Source organism: Euzebya rosea (assembly GCF_003073135.1).
GTDB lineage: Bacteria > Actinomycetota > Nitriliruptoria > Euzebyales > Euzebyaceae > Euzebya > Euzebya rosea.
In genome coordinates this window covers 166279-182331 of the sequence record NZ_PGDQ01000014.1, presented here as the reverse complement: position 1 = coordinate 182331, position 16053 = coordinate 166279, and the positions used below count along the sequence as shown (strand labels likewise).

General features: G+C 72.1%; 13 protein-coding genes and 1 pseudogene. 5 read left to right on the top strand and 9 right to left on the bottom strand.

Annotated features, from left to right (window positions below; all coding sequences use genetic code 11):
* Positions 1 to 510 (bottom strand): annotated as a pseudogene (locus CUC05_RS18475) (hypothetical protein); the annotation flags it as partial.
* Positions 511 to 620: 110 nt separating this feature from the next.
* On the opposite strand from CUC05_RS18475, the gene CUC05_RS24850 reads away from it, so the two are divergent.
* Positions 621 to 767, top strand: coding sequence for a hypothetical protein (locus CUC05_RS24850; RefSeq protein ID WP_157965743.1), 147 nt, complete (start codon positions 621 to 623; stop codon positions 765 to 767).
* A gap of 49 nt (positions 768 to 816) precedes the next feature.
* On the opposite strand, the gene CUC05_RS18470 is transcribed toward CUC05_RS24850, so the two are convergent.
* From CUC05_RS18470 to CUC05_RS18460, 3 genes are read right to left on the bottom strand one after another with little or no spacing between them, the layout of a single operon-like run.
* The gene (locus tag CUC05_RS18470; protein WP_157965742.1) at positions 817 to 1374 is read right to left on the bottom strand and encodes a GNAT family N-acetyltransferase; all 558 of its coding nucleotides are present in this window, start codon (positions 1372 to 1374) and stop codon (positions 817 to 819) included.
* Positions 1371 to 1961: a GNAT family N-acetyltransferase gene (locus CUC05_RS18465; protein ID WP_108667598.1), complete on the bottom strand. Its 591-nt coding sequence runs from the start codon at positions 1959 to 1961 to the stop codon at positions 1371 to 1373. The genes CUC05_RS18470 and CUC05_RS18465 overlap by 4 nt, the downstream gene beginning before the upstream one ends.
* Positions 1958 to 4606, bottom strand: a complete 2649-nt coding sequence (locus tag CUC05_RS18460; RefSeq protein WP_108667597.1) for a PepSY domain-containing protein — start codon at positions 4604 to 4606, stop codon at positions 1958 to 1960. The genes CUC05_RS18465 and CUC05_RS18460 overlap by 4 nt, the downstream gene beginning before the upstream one ends.
* 200 nt (positions 4607 to 4806) lie before the next feature.
* On the opposite strand from CUC05_RS18460, the gene dnaK reads away from it, so the two are divergent.
* Genes dnaK through CUC05_RS18440 form a run of 4 tightly spaced genes read left to right on the top strand, consistent with a single transcriptional unit; the run spans position 4807 to position 8919 of the window.
* Complete coding sequence (gene dnaK / locus CUC05_RS18455; protein ID WP_108667596.1) at positions 4807 to 6648, top strand: molecular chaperone DnaK; 1842 nt, start codon at positions 4807 to 4809, stop codon at positions 6646 to 6648.
* Between the two features lie 5 nt (positions 6649 to 6653).
* Positions 6654 to 7322 (top strand): nucleotide exchange factor GrpE, encoded by a 669-nt coding sequence (locus CUC05_RS18450; RefSeq protein WP_157965741.1) that lies wholly within the window; start codon positions 6654 to 6656, stop codon positions 7320 to 7322.
* 38 nt (positions 7323 to 7360) lie between these two features.
* Entirely contained in the window at positions 7361 to 8521 is a 1161-nt protein-coding gene (dnaJ, locus tag CUC05_RS18445; RefSeq protein ID WP_108667594.1) for a molecular chaperone DnaJ, read from the top strand.
* Entirely contained in the window at positions 8521 to 8919 is a 399-nt protein-coding gene (locus CUC05_RS18440) for a heat shock protein transcriptional repressor HspR (RefSeq protein WP_108667593.1), read from the top strand. The genes dnaJ and CUC05_RS18440 overlap by 1 nt, the downstream gene beginning before the upstream one ends.
* 465 nt (positions 8920 to 9384) lie before the next feature.
* On the opposite strand, the gene CUC05_RS24845 is transcribed toward CUC05_RS18440, so the two are convergent.
* The 5 genes from CUC05_RS24845 to CUC05_RS24840 are packed head-to-tail and all read right to left on the bottom strand — an operon-like array spanning position 9385 to position 16034.
* A complete protein-coding gene (locus tag CUC05_RS24845; RefSeq protein WP_157965740.1) occupies positions 9385 to 10452 on the bottom strand; it encodes a peptidoglycan DD-metalloendopeptidase family protein in 1068 nt (355 codons plus the stop codon).
* Complete coding sequence (locus CUC05_RS18430; RefSeq protein WP_157965739.1) at positions 10449 to 12947, bottom strand: hypothetical protein; 2499 nt, start codon at positions 12945 to 12947, stop codon at positions 10449 to 10451. The genes CUC05_RS24845 and CUC05_RS18430 overlap by 4 nt, the downstream gene beginning before the upstream one ends.
* Complete coding sequence (locus CUC05_RS18425) at positions 12944 to 15403, bottom strand: VirB4 family type IV secretion system protein (RefSeq protein ID WP_108667591.1); 2460 nt, start codon at positions 15401 to 15403, stop codon at positions 12944 to 12946. Before CUC05_RS18425 ends, CUC05_RS18430 begins: the two co-directional genes overlap by 4 nt.
* Positions 15400 to 15807, bottom strand: coding sequence for a TcpE family conjugal transfer membrane protein (locus CUC05_RS18420; RefSeq protein WP_157965738.1), 408 nt, complete (start codon positions 15805 to 15807; stop codon positions 15400 to 15402). The genes CUC05_RS18425 and CUC05_RS18420 overlap by 4 nt, the downstream gene beginning before the upstream one ends.
* Complete coding sequence (locus tag CUC05_RS24840; RefSeq protein ID WP_157965737.1) at positions 15804 to 16034, bottom strand: hypothetical protein; 231 nt, start codon at positions 16032 to 16034, stop codon at positions 15804 to 15806. Before CUC05_RS24840 ends, CUC05_RS18420 begins: the two co-directional genes overlap by 4 nt.
* Positions 16035 to 16053: the final 19 nt, after the last annotated feature.

The window sequence follows — 16053 nt, the reverse complement described above, 5'->3', positions numbered from 1 at the left end:
CCCGACCGGGGTGCCGGGCACGGCCTTGACCGCGATGTCGACGGCCTCGGCCTCGTCGAGCTCCTCGGTGGTGTCCTCGCCGGGGAGGGTGGTGGTCAGCGACTGGCTGGCGCCGAGCACCTCGCCGGTGTCGCGCACGTGCACGATGAACTGTGCGCCCCGGACGGCGACGTCGTCGTGCTGCTGGACGAAGGTCAGGTGGATCACGTCCCGGGTGGTGGTGACCTCGGCGAGGAACAGCTCCTCCTGCAGCATGTCGCTCAGCCCGGACTCCTCGACGATCCAGGTGTGGGCCGCCTCGAGGATGTCGTCGTCGACGTCGATGTCGACGCCGGCGACCTGCTGGACGCCGACGCTGCCCGTCGTCGTGGTCGTCGGACCGTCGACGTCCTCGGCGCGGGATTCCTCCGCCGACGGGGTGTCGGGGCCGGGATCGTCGGCCCCGGTGCACGCGGCCGCGAGGACGCAGAGGGCGACGAGGGCAGCGGACACGCGGGCCGTGGCGATCATGGAGGTGGATTCTCCACGGGATATCCTGACGGCGCTGGCGCGTGGACCGATTGTGTCGACCTTGTCAGCAGCCCGTTCTGGACACCGTTCGCCAACGAGGAGTCATCGCCATGCTGGACCCGGCCGTCATGTGGATCATCGGCGCGATCCTGCTGCTGCTGCCGCTCGTGCTGACCCTGGCGCTGAACGGCACGAACCAGTCCGACGTGCGCGGCCGCCGGATCAGCCGGCGCTGGCGGGGCAAGTCCCTGCTGTAGCCAGTCCGGCTGAAGCCAGTCCTGCCGTATCCCGTCCTGCAGGCGTCGGTCAGCGGAGGGGCAGGCGCCAGACCGCTTCGGTGGCCTGCTGGAAGGGCCGTTCCGGCGTGGGCTCGGACTCGCCGACGAAGACGAAGCCGAGGCCGACCGGGACCGACCGGCTGGCGTCGTTGCCGACCGTGTGGTGGATGGCGACGCCCTCGACCTCGGGCAGGTGGGTGCGGGCCGTGTCGATCAGCGCCGCCGTGGCACGGCTGGCCAGCTTCCGGCCGGTCGAGGGGGTCCGGACCCAGTACCCGATCTCCAGCCAGCCGGGTTCGAGCCGGTTGATCAGCCCGACGGTCCCGACGATGCGGTCGCCCTCGAGCATCACCCAGGCGAACCCTCCGCCGGTGGGCCACTGGTCGTCGCAGCCCTGCTGCCACTCCTTGGCCTCGGCCGGCCCGTAGCCGTCGATGGCCCACGGCATCCAGCGCTGCAGCTCGGGGAGGGACTCCCGGACGGCCTCGACTAGCCCGTCGACATGGTCGGCGTGTGCACGCTGGAGGACCAGGTCGGCGTCGACGACGATGCGTTCGGGTGGCCGCGAGTCGAGCCAGGGCGTCACGAAGTGGCTCCTGCTGGGGGTGTCCGGTGGAGGGGCAGGTGCCAGACTGCCTCGCGTGTCCGCTGGAAGGGCCGATCCGGTCCCGGGTCGACCTCGCCGACGAGGGTGAAGCCGCAGGCGGCGGCGACCGCGCGGCTGGCGTCGTGGGTGACGTCGTGGTGGATGTCCAGGCCCTCGACCTCGGGCAGGTGTTGCTCGGCGATGTCGGCGAGCAGGAGGGTGGACCGCCGGGCGAACCCCTCACCCGCCCGCGCGGTCCTGATCCACAGGCCGATCTCCAGCCAGCCCGGGCCGATCCGGTTGGTGTAGCCGGTCGACCCGACGACCTCTTCCCCGTCGAGGATCACGTAGCCGAAGTCGCGTCCGGTCCGCCAGTCCTCGTCGGCCATCTCCAGCCAGCGTCGGGTGTCGTCGAGCGAGAACCCCTCGAACGGCCAGGTCAGCCAGCGCATCAGCTCCGGCAGGGAGGTCTGGATGGCCTCGGTCAGGCCGTCGGCGTGACGCTCGGCGGCGCGTTCGAGCACGAAGCCGTCCCCCGCGACCAGCTCCGGCGGACGGGAGACCAGCCACGAGGGGTCGGTGCTCATGGGTTCAGCAGCACCAGCGCGCCGTTGGGGTCGTTGTCGGGGATCTGGGCGGGGACCTGGCCCTGGCGGGTGACCCCGTCGGGGCCGCGCAGGGTGAACTGGGTGATGGTGCCGACGTCGATGGCGGCGTTGTCGATGGCCACCAGCGCCCAGATGTTGCTCGGGCTGGGCGGGTAGTTGGCAGCGCAGGCGCTGACGTCGAAGGTGCCCGTGAAGTCCGAGGAGGCGTCGGAGGGGTCGGAGCGCAGCACCTCGACGGCGCAGACGGCGTTGCCGCTTGCGTCCAGCACCCCGACGACCACGTCGAGGTCGCCGACGTAGGTGTGGCTGATCGCGATGTCGGCCTCCAGGGCGCCACCCGGGGCGGGAGCGGGTGCCGGGGCAGGCGCGGGTGCCGAAGCAGGCGCGGGTGCCGGGGCAGGCGCCGGTGCCGGCGGGGCCGGGCCCGGAGGGGGCGGCTGGGGGTCGGCCATCGGCACGGCGCCGAGGTCGGTGTCGGGGATGGTCGCGACGATCCCCCGCCCGTCGCCGTCCGGGATGGCCTGGGGCAACCCGCTGGCCCGGTACTCCACCCCCTCGTGGAAGACGTTGAACTGGAACAGCTCGCCGAGCGCCCCGCCGGCGATGTCGACGACCACCAGCTGGAAGACCTGATCGGGGCCGGGCGGCAGGAACGCCTCGCACGTCGACCCGGCCAGGTCGTAGCGCCCGGTCACGTTGTCGGCCGAGTCGGCGGTGTCGGGCGTCAGGAACGTCGAGACGCACAGGGGTTCGCCGGACGCATCGACGACCTGCAGCTCGACGGCCAGGTCCCCGCGGTTCTCATGGATGATCTTCAGCGCCACCTGCGACGGGGACCGTTCGTTGGACATCAGCTCCATCGGACCCGACGCCATCATCACGCTGGGGTTGCTGGTGGTCTCCAGCCCGTGCTGGCCCATCACCTGGGTGATCAGGTCGGCGTTGCGGCCCCCGTAGAAGATCTCGTCGCTCAGCGCCATCGCGGCCGCCGCGTCGTTGAGCGTCACCTGGGGGGTGAGGAACGGCAGGCTGCCGAGCAGGGTGCCCAGCACCTCGTCCCGCACCGCGTCGCAGGGGTTGGTCGCACGGTCCTGGCAGTCCTCGGGCACGAGGCCCGTGTCGCGCTGAAGCATGGCGGTGAAGACGTCCCACACCGCGCCGGTGTAGATCTCGCCGTCCAGGTGGACCTCGGCCAGCAGGTCCTGCGGGTAGACCTTGTCGGTGTCGATCCGCCGGATGCAGCCGCCCGGCAGGCCGATCTCGCGACCGAACCACGCCGACAGGCAGCCGATGTCGCCGTTGCGGAACTCCAGCGTCGTGAAGACCATCAGCAGGTCGGCGAAGCCCTCGTTGAACGCCCCACCCTCGGCCCCCAGGATGTTGGGCACCACCGACTCCACGACCGCGTGACCGTACTCGTGCACGATCACCTGGGCGTCCTCCGCCAGCGCAACCACGCCGTTGCTGGTCACACCCATGACGATGAGGTCGAAGATCGGCAGGTACGCCGCGTTGTCGGTGAACGTCGGGTCGATCGGGATGACATCGACCGGGTCGTCACCGTGGTAGTCGTACCCCAGCGACTGCATGAGCTGCTGGGTGTAGTCGATCCAGTAGTAGACCATCCCACCCTCGAAGGTGGGGTCCTGCCCGCCACGACCGCCCTCGCCGAAGACGTTGTCGGGGTCGACGTAATCGGGCCGCACGTCGGGGAAGACCTGCACGTAGCGGCCCACCAGGTTGCCGTCGGACGGGTCGGTCAGGTTGGCCAGCGGGACGCCGACGAGGGTGCGGTTGGCCTCGGCCCCGGTGATGGCGGGTGTGCCCGCGGCGTAGATCGGGTCGACGACGAAGATGCAGGCGCTCGGCGGTGCGGGCGCGCCACAGCCCCCCGCCTGTGCCACCTCCGCACCGTCGACCACGGACCCGCCGTCGTCCCGGTCCCCAGCCGAGGAGGACTGCTGGGTCGAGGACAGCTGGTCGACGCTCAGCACGTCACCGGTCGTGGCGTCGACCACGACGGCGTAGTCGATGCGCTCCTCGGTGCTGATCCTCACCTCCCAGCCGAGGCGCAGCTCGGGACCGTCCTCCAGCCAGGTGGACAGGACCTCGGGTTCGCCGATGATCGTGCCGGTGATGGCCTTGACGGCGATCTCGCGCGCCTCGTCCGGAGTCAGCTCTTCGGTGGTGCCGGCGCCCGGCAGGGTCGTCGAGAGCGACTGGCTGGCCGCGAGCACCTCGCCGGTGTCACGGACGTGCACGACCAGCTGGGCGCCGCGCACGGCCACCCCGCCGTGCTGCTGCTCGTAGGTCAGGTGGTGCACGTCGCGGGTCATCGACGCCGACGCGAGCACCAGCTCCTCCTTGAGCATCTCCGTCAGCCCGGACTCCTCGTCGATCCACGTCGTGACGGCGTCGATGATCGCCGGATCCACGTCGATCTCGGCGCCCTCGAGGACGGGGATCTCCAGCTCGGCCGCCTCGTCGCCGCCCGGGGCTGCCCCTTCGCTGGCGGAGGGGTCGGGGGCCGGGTCGTCGTCCCCACCGGTGCACGCCGCGGCGACCAGCGCGAGCAGCAGCAGGCCGATGAGCAGGCCGACCCGGGGCGAGTGCGTGGTGCGCATGGTGGCGGATTCTGCACCACCCCCGGTCGGAGCGGGAGGGGCAACTCGCACGTGTTCCACACCTGTCACGACTGGCCCGCACAGGACCCACCCACCAAACCTGAGTCCGAGGCGCTCACATTTCTTTGCAGCACGGGGAGGGCGTCGATAGGCTGTCGCTCGAGTCTCACCTGAACCGCTCAACACACAGGAGTACAGACATGGGCAAGGCTGTCGGCATCGACCTGGGGACGACCAACTCGGTCGTCGCGGTCCTGGAGGGTGGTGAACCCACCGTCATCGCCAACGCAGAAGGCGCACGGACGACCCCGTCGGTCGTCGGCTTCTCCAAGGGTGGCGAGGCGCTGGTGGGCGAGGTCGCCAAGCGCCAGGCCGTGACCAACCCCGACCGGACCATCACGTCCGTCAAGCGCCACATGGGCACTGACTGGACCACCGAGGTGGACGGGAAGTCCTACACCGCGCAGGAGATCTCCGCGCGCATCCTCATGAAGCTTAAGCGCGACGCCGAGGCGTACCTGGGCGAGGACGTGACCGACGCGGTCATCACCGTCCCGGCCTACTTCGGCGACGCCGAGCGCCAGGCCACCAAGGAGGCCGGCGAGATCGCGGGCCTCAACGTCCTGCGCATCATCAACGAGCCCACCGCGGCTGCGCTGGCGTACGGCCTGGACCGCGACGAGGAGCAGACCGTGCTGGTCTACGACCTCGGCGGCGGCACCTTCGACGTGTCGGTCCTCGACATCGAGGAGGGCTACTTCGAGGTCAAGTCCACCAGCGGTGACACCAGGCTCGGTGGTGACGACTGGGACCAGGCCGTCATGGACTGGATGGTGACGGAGTTCAAGAACAACTACGGCATCGACCTGTCGCAGGACAAGATGGCCATCCAGCGCCTCAAGGAGGCGGCGGAGAAGGCCAAGAAGGAGCTGTCCACCACCCAGGACACGCAGATCAACCTGCCCTTCATCACCGCCCGCGACGGGCAGCCGCTGCACCTCGAGCAGACCCTGACCCGGGCGCAGTTCCAGAAGATGACCGCTGACCTGCTGAACCGCACCCGTGCGCCGTTCGAGCAGGCCATCAAGGACGCCGGCATCACCGCGTCCGACATCGACTACGTGATCCTGGTCGGTGGCTCGACCCGCATGCCGGCCGTGCTGGACCTGGTCCGCGAGCTGACCGGCGGCAAGGACCCGCACCAGGGCGTGAACCCCGACGAGGTCGTCGCCACCGGTGCCGTCCTGCAGGCGGGCATCATCAACAAGGAGGTCGGCGGCGGCGTCGTGCTGCTCGACGTCACCCCGCTGTCGCTGGGCATCGAGACCAAGGGCGGCGTCATGACCACCCTGATCGAGCGCAACACCACCATCCCGACCCGCAAGTCGGAGATCTTCACCACGGCGGCCGACAGCCAGCCGCAGGTCGAGATCCACGTCCTGCAGGGCGAGCGGGAGATGGCCCAGTACAACAACACCCTGGGCAAGTTCCAGCTGACGGGCATCCCGCCGGCGCCGCGTGGCGTGCCGCAGATCGAAGTCGCCTTCGACATCGACGTCAACGGCATCGTGCACGTGTCCGCGGTCGACAAGGCCACCGGCAAGGAGCAGTCGATGACCATCACCGGTCAGTCCGCGCTGCCCCGCGAGGACATCGACCGCATGGTCCGCGACGCCGAGCAGTACGCCGAGGAGGACCGCAAGGCCAAGGAGGCTGCGGAGATCCGCAACACCGCCGACAGCCTGCTGTTCCAGACCGAGTCGCTCGTCAAGGACAACGACGACAAGATCGACGCCACGATGAAGGCCAACCTCGAGCAGGCCCAGACCGACCTGCGGACGGCCCTCGAGGGCGAGGACACCGAGAAGGTGAAGGACGCATCGGACAACCTGATGCGCGTCAGCCAGGAGATCGGCCAGGCCCTGTACGCGGCCGGTGCCGACCAGGGCGCCCCGAGCGCCGGCGCCCCGACCGAGGAGGACGACGACGAGATCGTCGACGCCGAGGTCGTCGACGAACCCGACACCGACGAGGACGCCTGATCCCCGTGACCGACGACGCCACGACCGACCCCACGCCCGAGGCCCCGGATGCGCCGGGGTCCTCCGGCGGCGAGGACACCGCCGGCGCCGACCCCACCACATCAGGTGAGGCGGCGCTCGGCGCCGAGACCGCGCCCGAGCACCACCCGGAGGGGCTGCACGACGTGTCGGAGGCGACGCTGGACAGCGATGCCGCCGACGTCGACGCCCCGCCGGAGCTGACACCCGAGGAGATCGCCCAGGTCGTCACCGAGCGCGACGAGCTCACCGACCAGATGCTCCGGGCCCGCGCCGACTTCGACAACCTCAACAAGCGCCGTCAGCGCGAGGTGGCCGAGGCCCGCGATCGCGGTGCCGCGGCCCTGGCCGAGCGGCTGCTGGACGTGCTGGACAACTTCGGCTTCGCCCTGCAGGCCGCCGCGGTGTCGGAGGACACCCAGCTGGCCAAGGGTGTGGAGCTGGTCCACGGCCAGCTCGTCCAGGCCTTGTCCGAGGCCGGCCTGGAGGAGGTGCCCGGTGTGGGTGCGGAGTTCGACCCCGCCCACCACGAGGCGCTCATGCACGAGGAGGACGGCGAGGAGCGCGACCACCCCGAGGTCGTGGAGGTCCTTCGCACCGGTTATCGCTTCAAGAACCAGCTGCTCCGCGCCGCCTCGGTCAAGGTCGTGGGCTGACCGCTCCCGCGACCCGGAAGACAACGAGGAGGTGACCCGTGTCACAGGCTGACTGGCTGGAGAAGGACTTCTACAAGGTGCTCGGCGTGTCGAAGACCGCCAGCATCGACGAGATCAAGAAGGCCTATCGCAAGGCTGCGCGCACCAACCACCCCGACGCCAACCCCGACGACCCCAAGGCCGAGGAACGCTTCAAGGCCGCGTCAGAGGCCAACGAGGTGCTGTCGGACCCCAAGAAGCGCCAGGAGTACGACCACATCCGCGAGCTGGCGGCGTCCGGCGGCATCGGTGGGTTCGGCGGCATGCGCGGCGGGTTCCCCGGCGGCGGTGGCGGGCAGGCCAACTTCGACCTCAACGACCTGCTGGGCAGCATCTTCGGCGATGGCGCAGCGGCACCCGGCGGGTTCGGCGGCGCACGGCGGACCCAGACGGCCGCACGCAAGGGGGAGGACCGTCGCGCCGAGGTGACCCTCTCCTTCGAGGACGCCCTCGCCGGCGCCGAGGTCACCCTCCGGGTCATGGGCACGGCCGTGTGCCAGGTCTGCAAGGGCACGGGCTCCCGGCCCGGCACCCGTCCGGTGCAGTGCCCCCGCTGCCAGGGCAGCGGCGTGCAGGACCAGAACCAGGGCATGTTCAGCTTCAGCCAGCCGTGCACCAACTGCGGCGGCCGCGGCGAGCTGATCACCGACCCGTGCACCAACTGCCACGCGAGCGGGGTCGAGGAACGCGCCCGCACCCTGCGGGTCCGCGTGCCCGCTGGTGTCAGCGACGGCCAGACCATCCGGCTCAAGGGCAAGGGCGAGGCAGGTCGTGGCGGCGGCAAGCCCGGCGACCTGTACGTGAAGGTCCACGTCGCCGACCACCCGGTCCTGCGACGCAAGGGCGACCACCTGACCATGACCCTGCCCGTGACCTTCGCCGAGGCGGCGCTCGGCGGGAAGGTGACCGTACCGACGCTCGACGGGCCGGTGACGCTGAAGATCCCGGCGGGGACCGAGTCCGGTCGGACGATGCGTGTCCGTGGCCGCGGCGCCCCCAAGGAGGGCGGCGGCTTCGGTGACCTGCTGGTCACCGTGCAGGTCACGGTGCCGCCCAAGCTGACCAAGACCCAGAAGAAGCTGGTAGAGGAGTTCGCCGCCATGGACGACTCCACCCCCCGCGCCCACCTCGACGAGATGTTGGCCGGTGGTGGTGCGTGATGCGCGAACGGGCCGTCTACATCATCTCGGTCGCCGCCGAGCTGGCGGGCGTGCACCCGCAGACGTTGCGCACCTACGAGCGTCGCGGGCTGATCAAGCCGGCGCGGACGTCGGGTGGGACCCGGCGGTACTCCGCGCGTGACGTCGAGCGGGTGCAGCTGATCCAGGAGCTGACCCAGGGCGACGGCGTCAACCTGGCGGGCGTCCTGCGCATCCTCGCGCTGGAGGACCGGCTGGAGCAGATGGAGGCCAAGCTGGCCGAGGCCCAGGAGGAGGTGCGGCAGGTCCGCGTCGAGGCCACCCGGGCGCTGCGGGCCATGCAGGAGTCCTCCCGGTCGGAGATCGTGCTCTACCGCCCACCCCAGATCGAACGCCACCGCGGCTCCCGCCGCCGCTAGCCCCTCCGGCCCGTACGGGTCGGTCCGCCGTGGGGACGGTGCGCTGGGGGCTGGGTGCGTGGGGCTGGTCGAGGTGGGCACGGCCGGACATGGAAATGTGCACTTCCGCGCGCATCCCGGCCGAGCTGCCCACAACGCTCACCACCTCGTGCAGCTTCGCCAGCCCGTGAACGAAGCTGCACAACACGCCGCGCCGGGACCGTGACCAAGCCGCGAAGGGCCGCGCCGAGGCCGTGGCCAGGCCGCACGCTCTGGAGGCGGCCGATCAGGGACCGACGGCCGGAAATGTGCATTTCCGCGCGCATCCCGGCCGAGCTGCCCACAACGCTCACCACCTCGTGCAGCTTCGCCAGCCCGTGAACGAAGCTGCACAACACGCCGCGCCGACACCGCCGTTGCCCCGGCGTGGCCGTCAACCGCCCGTTCCCCGGGTGCCGTGGGCGGGCCGCCGCACGACGGGCTCGGTCAGTGGCCCGGGCAGGCAGCGTCGAGGAGCGGGTAGGGGTTGGTGTCGGGGCCGTGTCGGCCGGCCGGGCGCCACTGGATGTGGAGGTGCGGCGGGGTGCTGGCCGCGTTACCGGTTCGGCCCACGTAGCCGATCACCTCGCCGCGGTCGACGTGCCGTCCGGGTTCGGCGCTCCGCGCGAAGCCCGACAGGTGGGCGTAGTACCAGGCGTGCCCGTCGTCGGTGCGCAACCACACGATGTTGCCGCCCAGCCCCGCACCCACCCGCACCTCCGCGATCGTGCCGTCGGCGACCGCGACGAGCGGCTGGCCCTCGGCGGCGAACAGGTCCTGCCCCAGGTGGACGCGGTCGTCCCCCCGCGGGAAGTGCCACGAGTCGATGAAGGTGACCGGCGCGACGACGGGGCAGGCGACGGGGCCACCTCCTGGGAACATCCCATCGGACAGGGCCGTGGCCTCGGCCTCGTAGGCCGCCGCGATGGCCAGGACCTCGTCCACGTACGCCCCGCTCCGGTTGTAGGTGAAGACCGCAGACCTGGCCGCATCGGGTCTGGTGAGGTCAGGGGAGGAGTTGCACAGGTACGCGGCGGCCGACTCGGCGACGTCGTGGATGTCCTGCGGATCGGTGTGCCCGTCACCATCGGCGTCGCGCCCCCACATGGCCCAGGTGCCGGGGATGAACTGCATCGGGCCGACCGCGCGGTCCCAGACCGGATCGCCGTCGAGCCGGCCCTCGTCGGTGTCGCGTATCGCCGCGGTGTTGTTGCTGCCGTCCAGGCGGATGCCGATGATCGGCGGGGTGGCGCGGCCGGCGCCGTCGAGCTGGCTGCCGCCGTACCGTCCGTGGTCGCTCTCGACCTTCCCGATCGCGGCGAGGAGTGCCCAGCTGATCGTGCACGGCGGGGTGAGGCCTCCCGCGGCGGTCGCCCCGTCGACGTAGGCCTGCAGCGCGACGACGGGGATGTCGGGATGCTGGAGGACCCCACCGCCGTCATCGGCCCCGACGAAGAGCATCGGCATCGCGAGGACGCCCAGCACTGGCAGCCCGGCGAGCACAAGGGCCTTCATCGGCCGGCTCCGGGGCGACCACGCGATCCGGTTGGCCGAGCGTCCCCGCCGTCGGCTGCGGCCGCACGGCGGAGGCCGATCTGCACGGCCCTGCCAGCGGCGCCCGGTCGGCCGCGACGAGGTCGATCCGGCGGCCCACCCATCGGGTGGGGTGACCCGTCGCCGTCGTGTCCCGGGCCGAGCGCCGCCGGGGTGTGGAAGGCCTGCTCGAGCGACCGTTCGACGCCGAGGCCCTCCACGTCCCAGCCGCCACCGCGTTCGGCGAGCACTCGGACGGGCACGCCGTCCCAGCTCGACGTCGCCGAGCGGTCGGGAACACTCGGCGGGGGCCGGTCCGCCGAACGGGACGAGGAGGCACGCTGCTCGGCGCCATGCGGGCCAGTGGGAGCGTCGACCGTGGCGACCATCCACGCACGACTGGACGTCGTGCTGGAGGCGAACATGCCGGCGACGGCGTGGACCGGCGTGTCACGTGGAACCCCACCGGGTGCCGGACCTGCCTCGGACGTCCGGTGGAGGTCGGGCACCACGACCGCACGAGGCGGGGCGAGCAGGACACCACCAGCCCCGGGGATGCGTGCGGGGAGGACGCCGGTCCCATGGACCGGGACGGCACGGTCGCCCCCGGTTCCGTGTACCAGCACGTCGGGGTCGCCACCCGCCCCGGGCGACACCACACGAGGTGATGCCGCTCGAGGGGGCGCCGCACGACGTGATGCCGGTGAGTCAGCGACGGCACGCCCGAGCACGTCCACCGGCGGCCGCCCCGCGTCCCCCGAGGACCCGGCAACCCCCGACGACCCGGCAGCCCCCGACGACCCCGCGTGGCCCGACGACCCGACACGCCCCGGCGACCCCACACGCGCGGCCGGCTGGGACGAACCGGTTGGCCCACCAGCGCCCGATCCCGCAACGGGGTGGCCGGCGGCCGGCGTCGACCCGGCGGCGGCCGCCACGCCGACCTGGGTCGAGGACGTCCTGGTCGCAGCCGCAGCCACGAGGAGCCGCTGGCCGCGTCCGGCGGTCTGGACCCCCTCGCCGCTGCGGCTGCCGCGCATGGCGGCCACTGCGGACAGGCCGCCGGTCTTCACGGCCATGGCGGCCCCGACCGCCTGCGTGGCTGCACCCTTCAGGCGCTGCTCGGGGTCACCGCCGACCGCACCGACGTCGGCACCGGGGCCCGCCGCGCGCGCCGAGATGCTCTGGGCCGCGAACCGCATCGAGCCGAAGACCTGTCGTCGCAGCGCCACGACCGCCCACGCCGCGCCGGCGCTCGCGAGCATCCGCATGGCCACGGGCTGGTCCTGCATCCCCGTCTGCAGGGCGTGCACCGCCTCCACGAGCAGGACGAGCAGCACCGCGGACCCGAGGAAGAGCACCCCGACCTTCAGGACGGCGTGGCCCCATCGGGCCAGCAGCTCGCGACCGGTGCCGGGGGCGATACCGGCCGTCAGCGCGAACGGCATCACCACGACGAGCAGCGCCCCGGCCACCTGACCCAGCAGCAACATCACGGCGACGATCGCGATGGCAGCCGCGAACGCCACGCAGGCGATGAGGTGGGCGAGGGCCCCGACGAGGCGATCCACACCCATGTGTGCGTTGAACGCCACGTGGTCCTCGCACCCGGCCTCCTCCATGCGATCCCGGGGGAAGTCGTCGTCGCCCCACGGTCCCTTCTGCAGCAGGGCGTCGGCGACCTGGCGACACCCGCCGGTCGGCACGCTGCCCCACTGCAGCGTCATCCACGGGTCGGCGACGAAGGTTCCGTGGGCCGTGGCTGCGAAGCCAGAAGGCAGCGCCGACCCCTGGGGTTCGCCGCAGGGGCCGGGCTCGCGATCGGCCTCACCCGTACCGAGGTCGACGATGGCCAGCGTCGTCCCCGCCAGCACACGGAGCCCTCGGCAGGCAGCGGTTGTGGGCTGCGCCACGAGCGCCGTCGCCATCGCGGTGATCGCCATGGCCACGACGATCTCGGTGGCGCCCGCATGGGCCCGATGGCGCAGCAGCAGCCAGCCGCCACGCGCGACGGCCAGGAGCAGCGCCAGGTGGATCAGCTGCAACCCCCCGATCACCCGGGTGGCGTAGACCTCCGCCAGCCGGCCGGCGGGCCCGGCGAGCACGCGACCGAGGTCGAACCGGAGGACCCATTCGACGACGTGCAGACCCAGCGCCACCGTCCAGCGCGCGATGGTGAACAGGCTGCGCGCCTGCAGGGCCACGATGCGGTCGAGCACACCCACCGACGCCCCGAGCTCGTAGTGCGACGACGGGGTGTCGCCGCCCGGGACGCCGAACATCGCCCCGAGCAGGTCCTGGCCGGCGGCGTCCGGCGGGTCCTCCCGCTCGATCGTCCGCAGCGCCCCGGCGACATCGGCTGCAGCGGGACGCATCGCCGCCGGACCGACCACGAACAGGACGACGAACAGGCCCACGAACACGGCGACGAAGACGGCATGCGCGGCACCTGTCGCTGGACGACCGCCCCTCCTCACCCCGTGACCTCCCTGTCCTGCCGCGCGTCGGATGCGGTCGAATGGGGCACCGACGACGACACGGGGCTCGACATCGGGGTCGTGTCCAGCGCCGCCCGGACCGCCGGGTCGGCCGGCGGCAGGACCTGGACGAGACCGACCCGGTCGGCGACGTCACGCAGCAGGCACTGGCCCGTCCCGAGCTCGCTGCTGACCAGCTCGACCATCGAGTCGGTGGCGGGCAGGCCCATGAACTCCAGCGCGGCTGCGGCCGCGCCACGGGACTGGCGGAACAGCACCCGCATGCCGAGCAGGTCCCGCAGGGCGTCCTCGCCGAGGTCGGTCGGGTGCTGTGACAGCACCCAGACGGCGGCGTTGTGCTTGCGGCCGTCACGGATCGTGTCGAGGAGCAGCTGGCGCCCCTGTGGGCTGGCGGTGAGCGCCCAGGCCTCGTCGACCAGCACCGCGCCGAAGCGATCGTCGGCGAACGCGAGGGTCCGCGAGACCGCGGCGACCAGGTACAGCAGCGCCTGCCCGAAGACCTGCTCGGGAAGCAGCTGCTTGGCGAGGTGCTCCAGCCGCATGGCATCGCGGTCCGGAAGGGCCAGCCCGGGCGCGTGGAAGCAGATGAGGTCGGCATCCAGCTGCAGGGGTGGCCGGTCGGCGAAGACCAGCTGGGACAACGGATGCTCACGGTACGCCTGGAGCTTGCGGCGCAGGACCCGGGCCTCGGGTTCCCCGGAGGCGTCCAGCCGGTCGAGGACGTCGACCAGCCGACCGTCCTGCGACGCCACGTCACGGACCGCGGCGGCGAGCACGGCACCGTCCACATCGGTCGGCGTCGTTCGGGTCAGGACGCTGAGGAACCCCAGCGCCACCCGGATGCGGTCCTCACCGGCGAAGACACGCAGCGGGTCCATGCCGACGGGCGCAGACGGGTCCAGCTCGACCACCGCAGCGGTGCCGTCGACGGCGCCTGCCAGCCGCACGTACTCGCCGGCGGTCGTCCGGTCGAGGGTGACCACGCGGCCTCCCCGTGCGACGGTGCCGAGCACCACCCGCTTGACGAAGAACGACTTGCCGCTGCCCAACGCGCCGAAGACGCCGAGCGACCCCGACCGGTTGGTGGCGGGTCCGTGGGCCGGGTCGAGCAGCACGGCTTCGGGCAACGCACCGGCGATGGACACGCCCAGCGGCATGCCCTGCGGATCGCCGACGCTGGCCCCGGCGAACGGGGCACCGGCGGCGAGGTCGCGGGGCAGCATGAACTGCACGTAGTCGCGACACACCGCGGGGGCGGGGACGCCCGGCAGGCCCGCGGCGAACAGGGGGACCTGCCCGCCGGTGGGACGGTGCACGGCGTATCCCCACGGCTCCAGCAGGTCACCGAGCTGGGAGGCGCGGGCGTCGAGCTGGCCGACGTCGTCACCCCAGACGGTGAACCCGATCGTGACCTCGAGCTCCGGGTCACCGGGGTTGGCGGCCAGGGCCGACTGCTCCTCACGGATGCCGTGCAGCGCGTCGGCGAGGGTGTCGGGCGGGCCGGTCGGCTCGCCGTCGTACTCCGCGACCTGCGCGGTCAGCTGTCGTTGCTGGCGACGGGCACGGGTCTGGGCCGCGGCGTTTGGCACGGCGTCCAGGCGGGCGACCCAGTCCACGGGGAACGGGGCGAGGTCGGCGACGGCGAACCACTCGCCCCCGCCCGGGTAGGCGAACGCCGGTGGCATCTCGGAGATGACGAGGGTGGACTGGAAGGAGGTGCCCTGTTCGTTGTCGACGCGCAGGTACCGCCGGTGGCGACCGCGGCCGGGGTCGTGTGCCGTCCCGCCCTCGTGGAGGACGGCGTCGCCGAGGCTGCCGGTCAGCGGGCGCGGACCATGGTCGCCGGCGGGCGCGGGGAGTGGCGGGGGAGGATCGGCCACGCCGCGGAGGAACGCCCGCTGGTACAGCCATCGCAGCTCCGCGGGGTGCGCCGGCTGGACCCGGAGGGTCCTGGACAGCCGGGTGCCCAGCTCCTCTGCCCGGCGGTGGGACGTACGATCGTCGATCCGGGACGGGCCGGGCCCGTCGATGCCCAGCACGTCCCCGACGATCGCCATGGCGCTCTCGACGAGGGTGCGACCGTGGGGGTCGACGATGCGTGCGGCGAGGTAGACCCGCCGTTCGACCGGCCCGCGCTCCAGCAGGGCCCGGGCGTCGGGACCAGCAGCATCCCGCCAGCGGGCCAGGCGGTCGGGACGGACGCCTCGGGTGAAGGCCTCGCCCAGCTCCTGCGGACCGACCCGGCGGTGCACCCCGATCACCTGCGCGTGGCGTGGCAGCGTCGTCAGCGCCGAGCGGACTCGCCCGTGCAACGACAGCTTCGCGTCGTCGGACAGGAACGGGTAGCTGGGCAGCTCGACGCGCCAGACCGCCCAGACGGCGCCGTCGTGGGTCCACAGCCGGTTGCCGGCAACGGCTCGAGCGGGCAGCCTCATCCGGTGGGCACCCGGCGTTCGGGACGGTCGGCCGTGCGGACGCCGATGCGCAGGGGGCGCGTGGCACGCACCGGTCGCCCTGCACGGGTGCCACGTCGAGGCCGCAGCAGGTAGGTGAGCACGCCGACGGCGAACCGCATGGGTGCGCGTCCCTCGACGACGGCATGCCGGACGGCCCACGCTGCCGCGACGGGCAGCAGCATGGCCACGACCAGGTCCATGGCGCCGGGCAACCGCGCCCAGACGTGACGGGTCGACAGCTCGATCGCGGCGACACCGACGAGCGCCACGACCTGTGTGGGCGTCAGCGGCGTCGGCAGGGCGTAGCCACCGATGCGACCGATCACGATGGGGAACCGGCGGGCGTGTGTGTAGGTGCGGCACTGCAACGTCGGGCTGCTCACGGCGTGGCCATCCAGTCGCTGGAGTCCTCGGCCACGCGGCCCTCCAGGACGTCGACGTTGCCTGCAGCCCAGACGACGACGGCGGCCAGGATGATGGCCGTCATCGTGGGGACCAGCGCCTTGGTCTTCCACCAGACGCTGGCCACGTAGACCGCAGCTGCAGCGGCGATGGCCGCGGTGATGACGTCGCTGACGTCACCGATCATGTTGCTGAGGAAGTCGATCACTTCGGTTCACCTCGGGGTT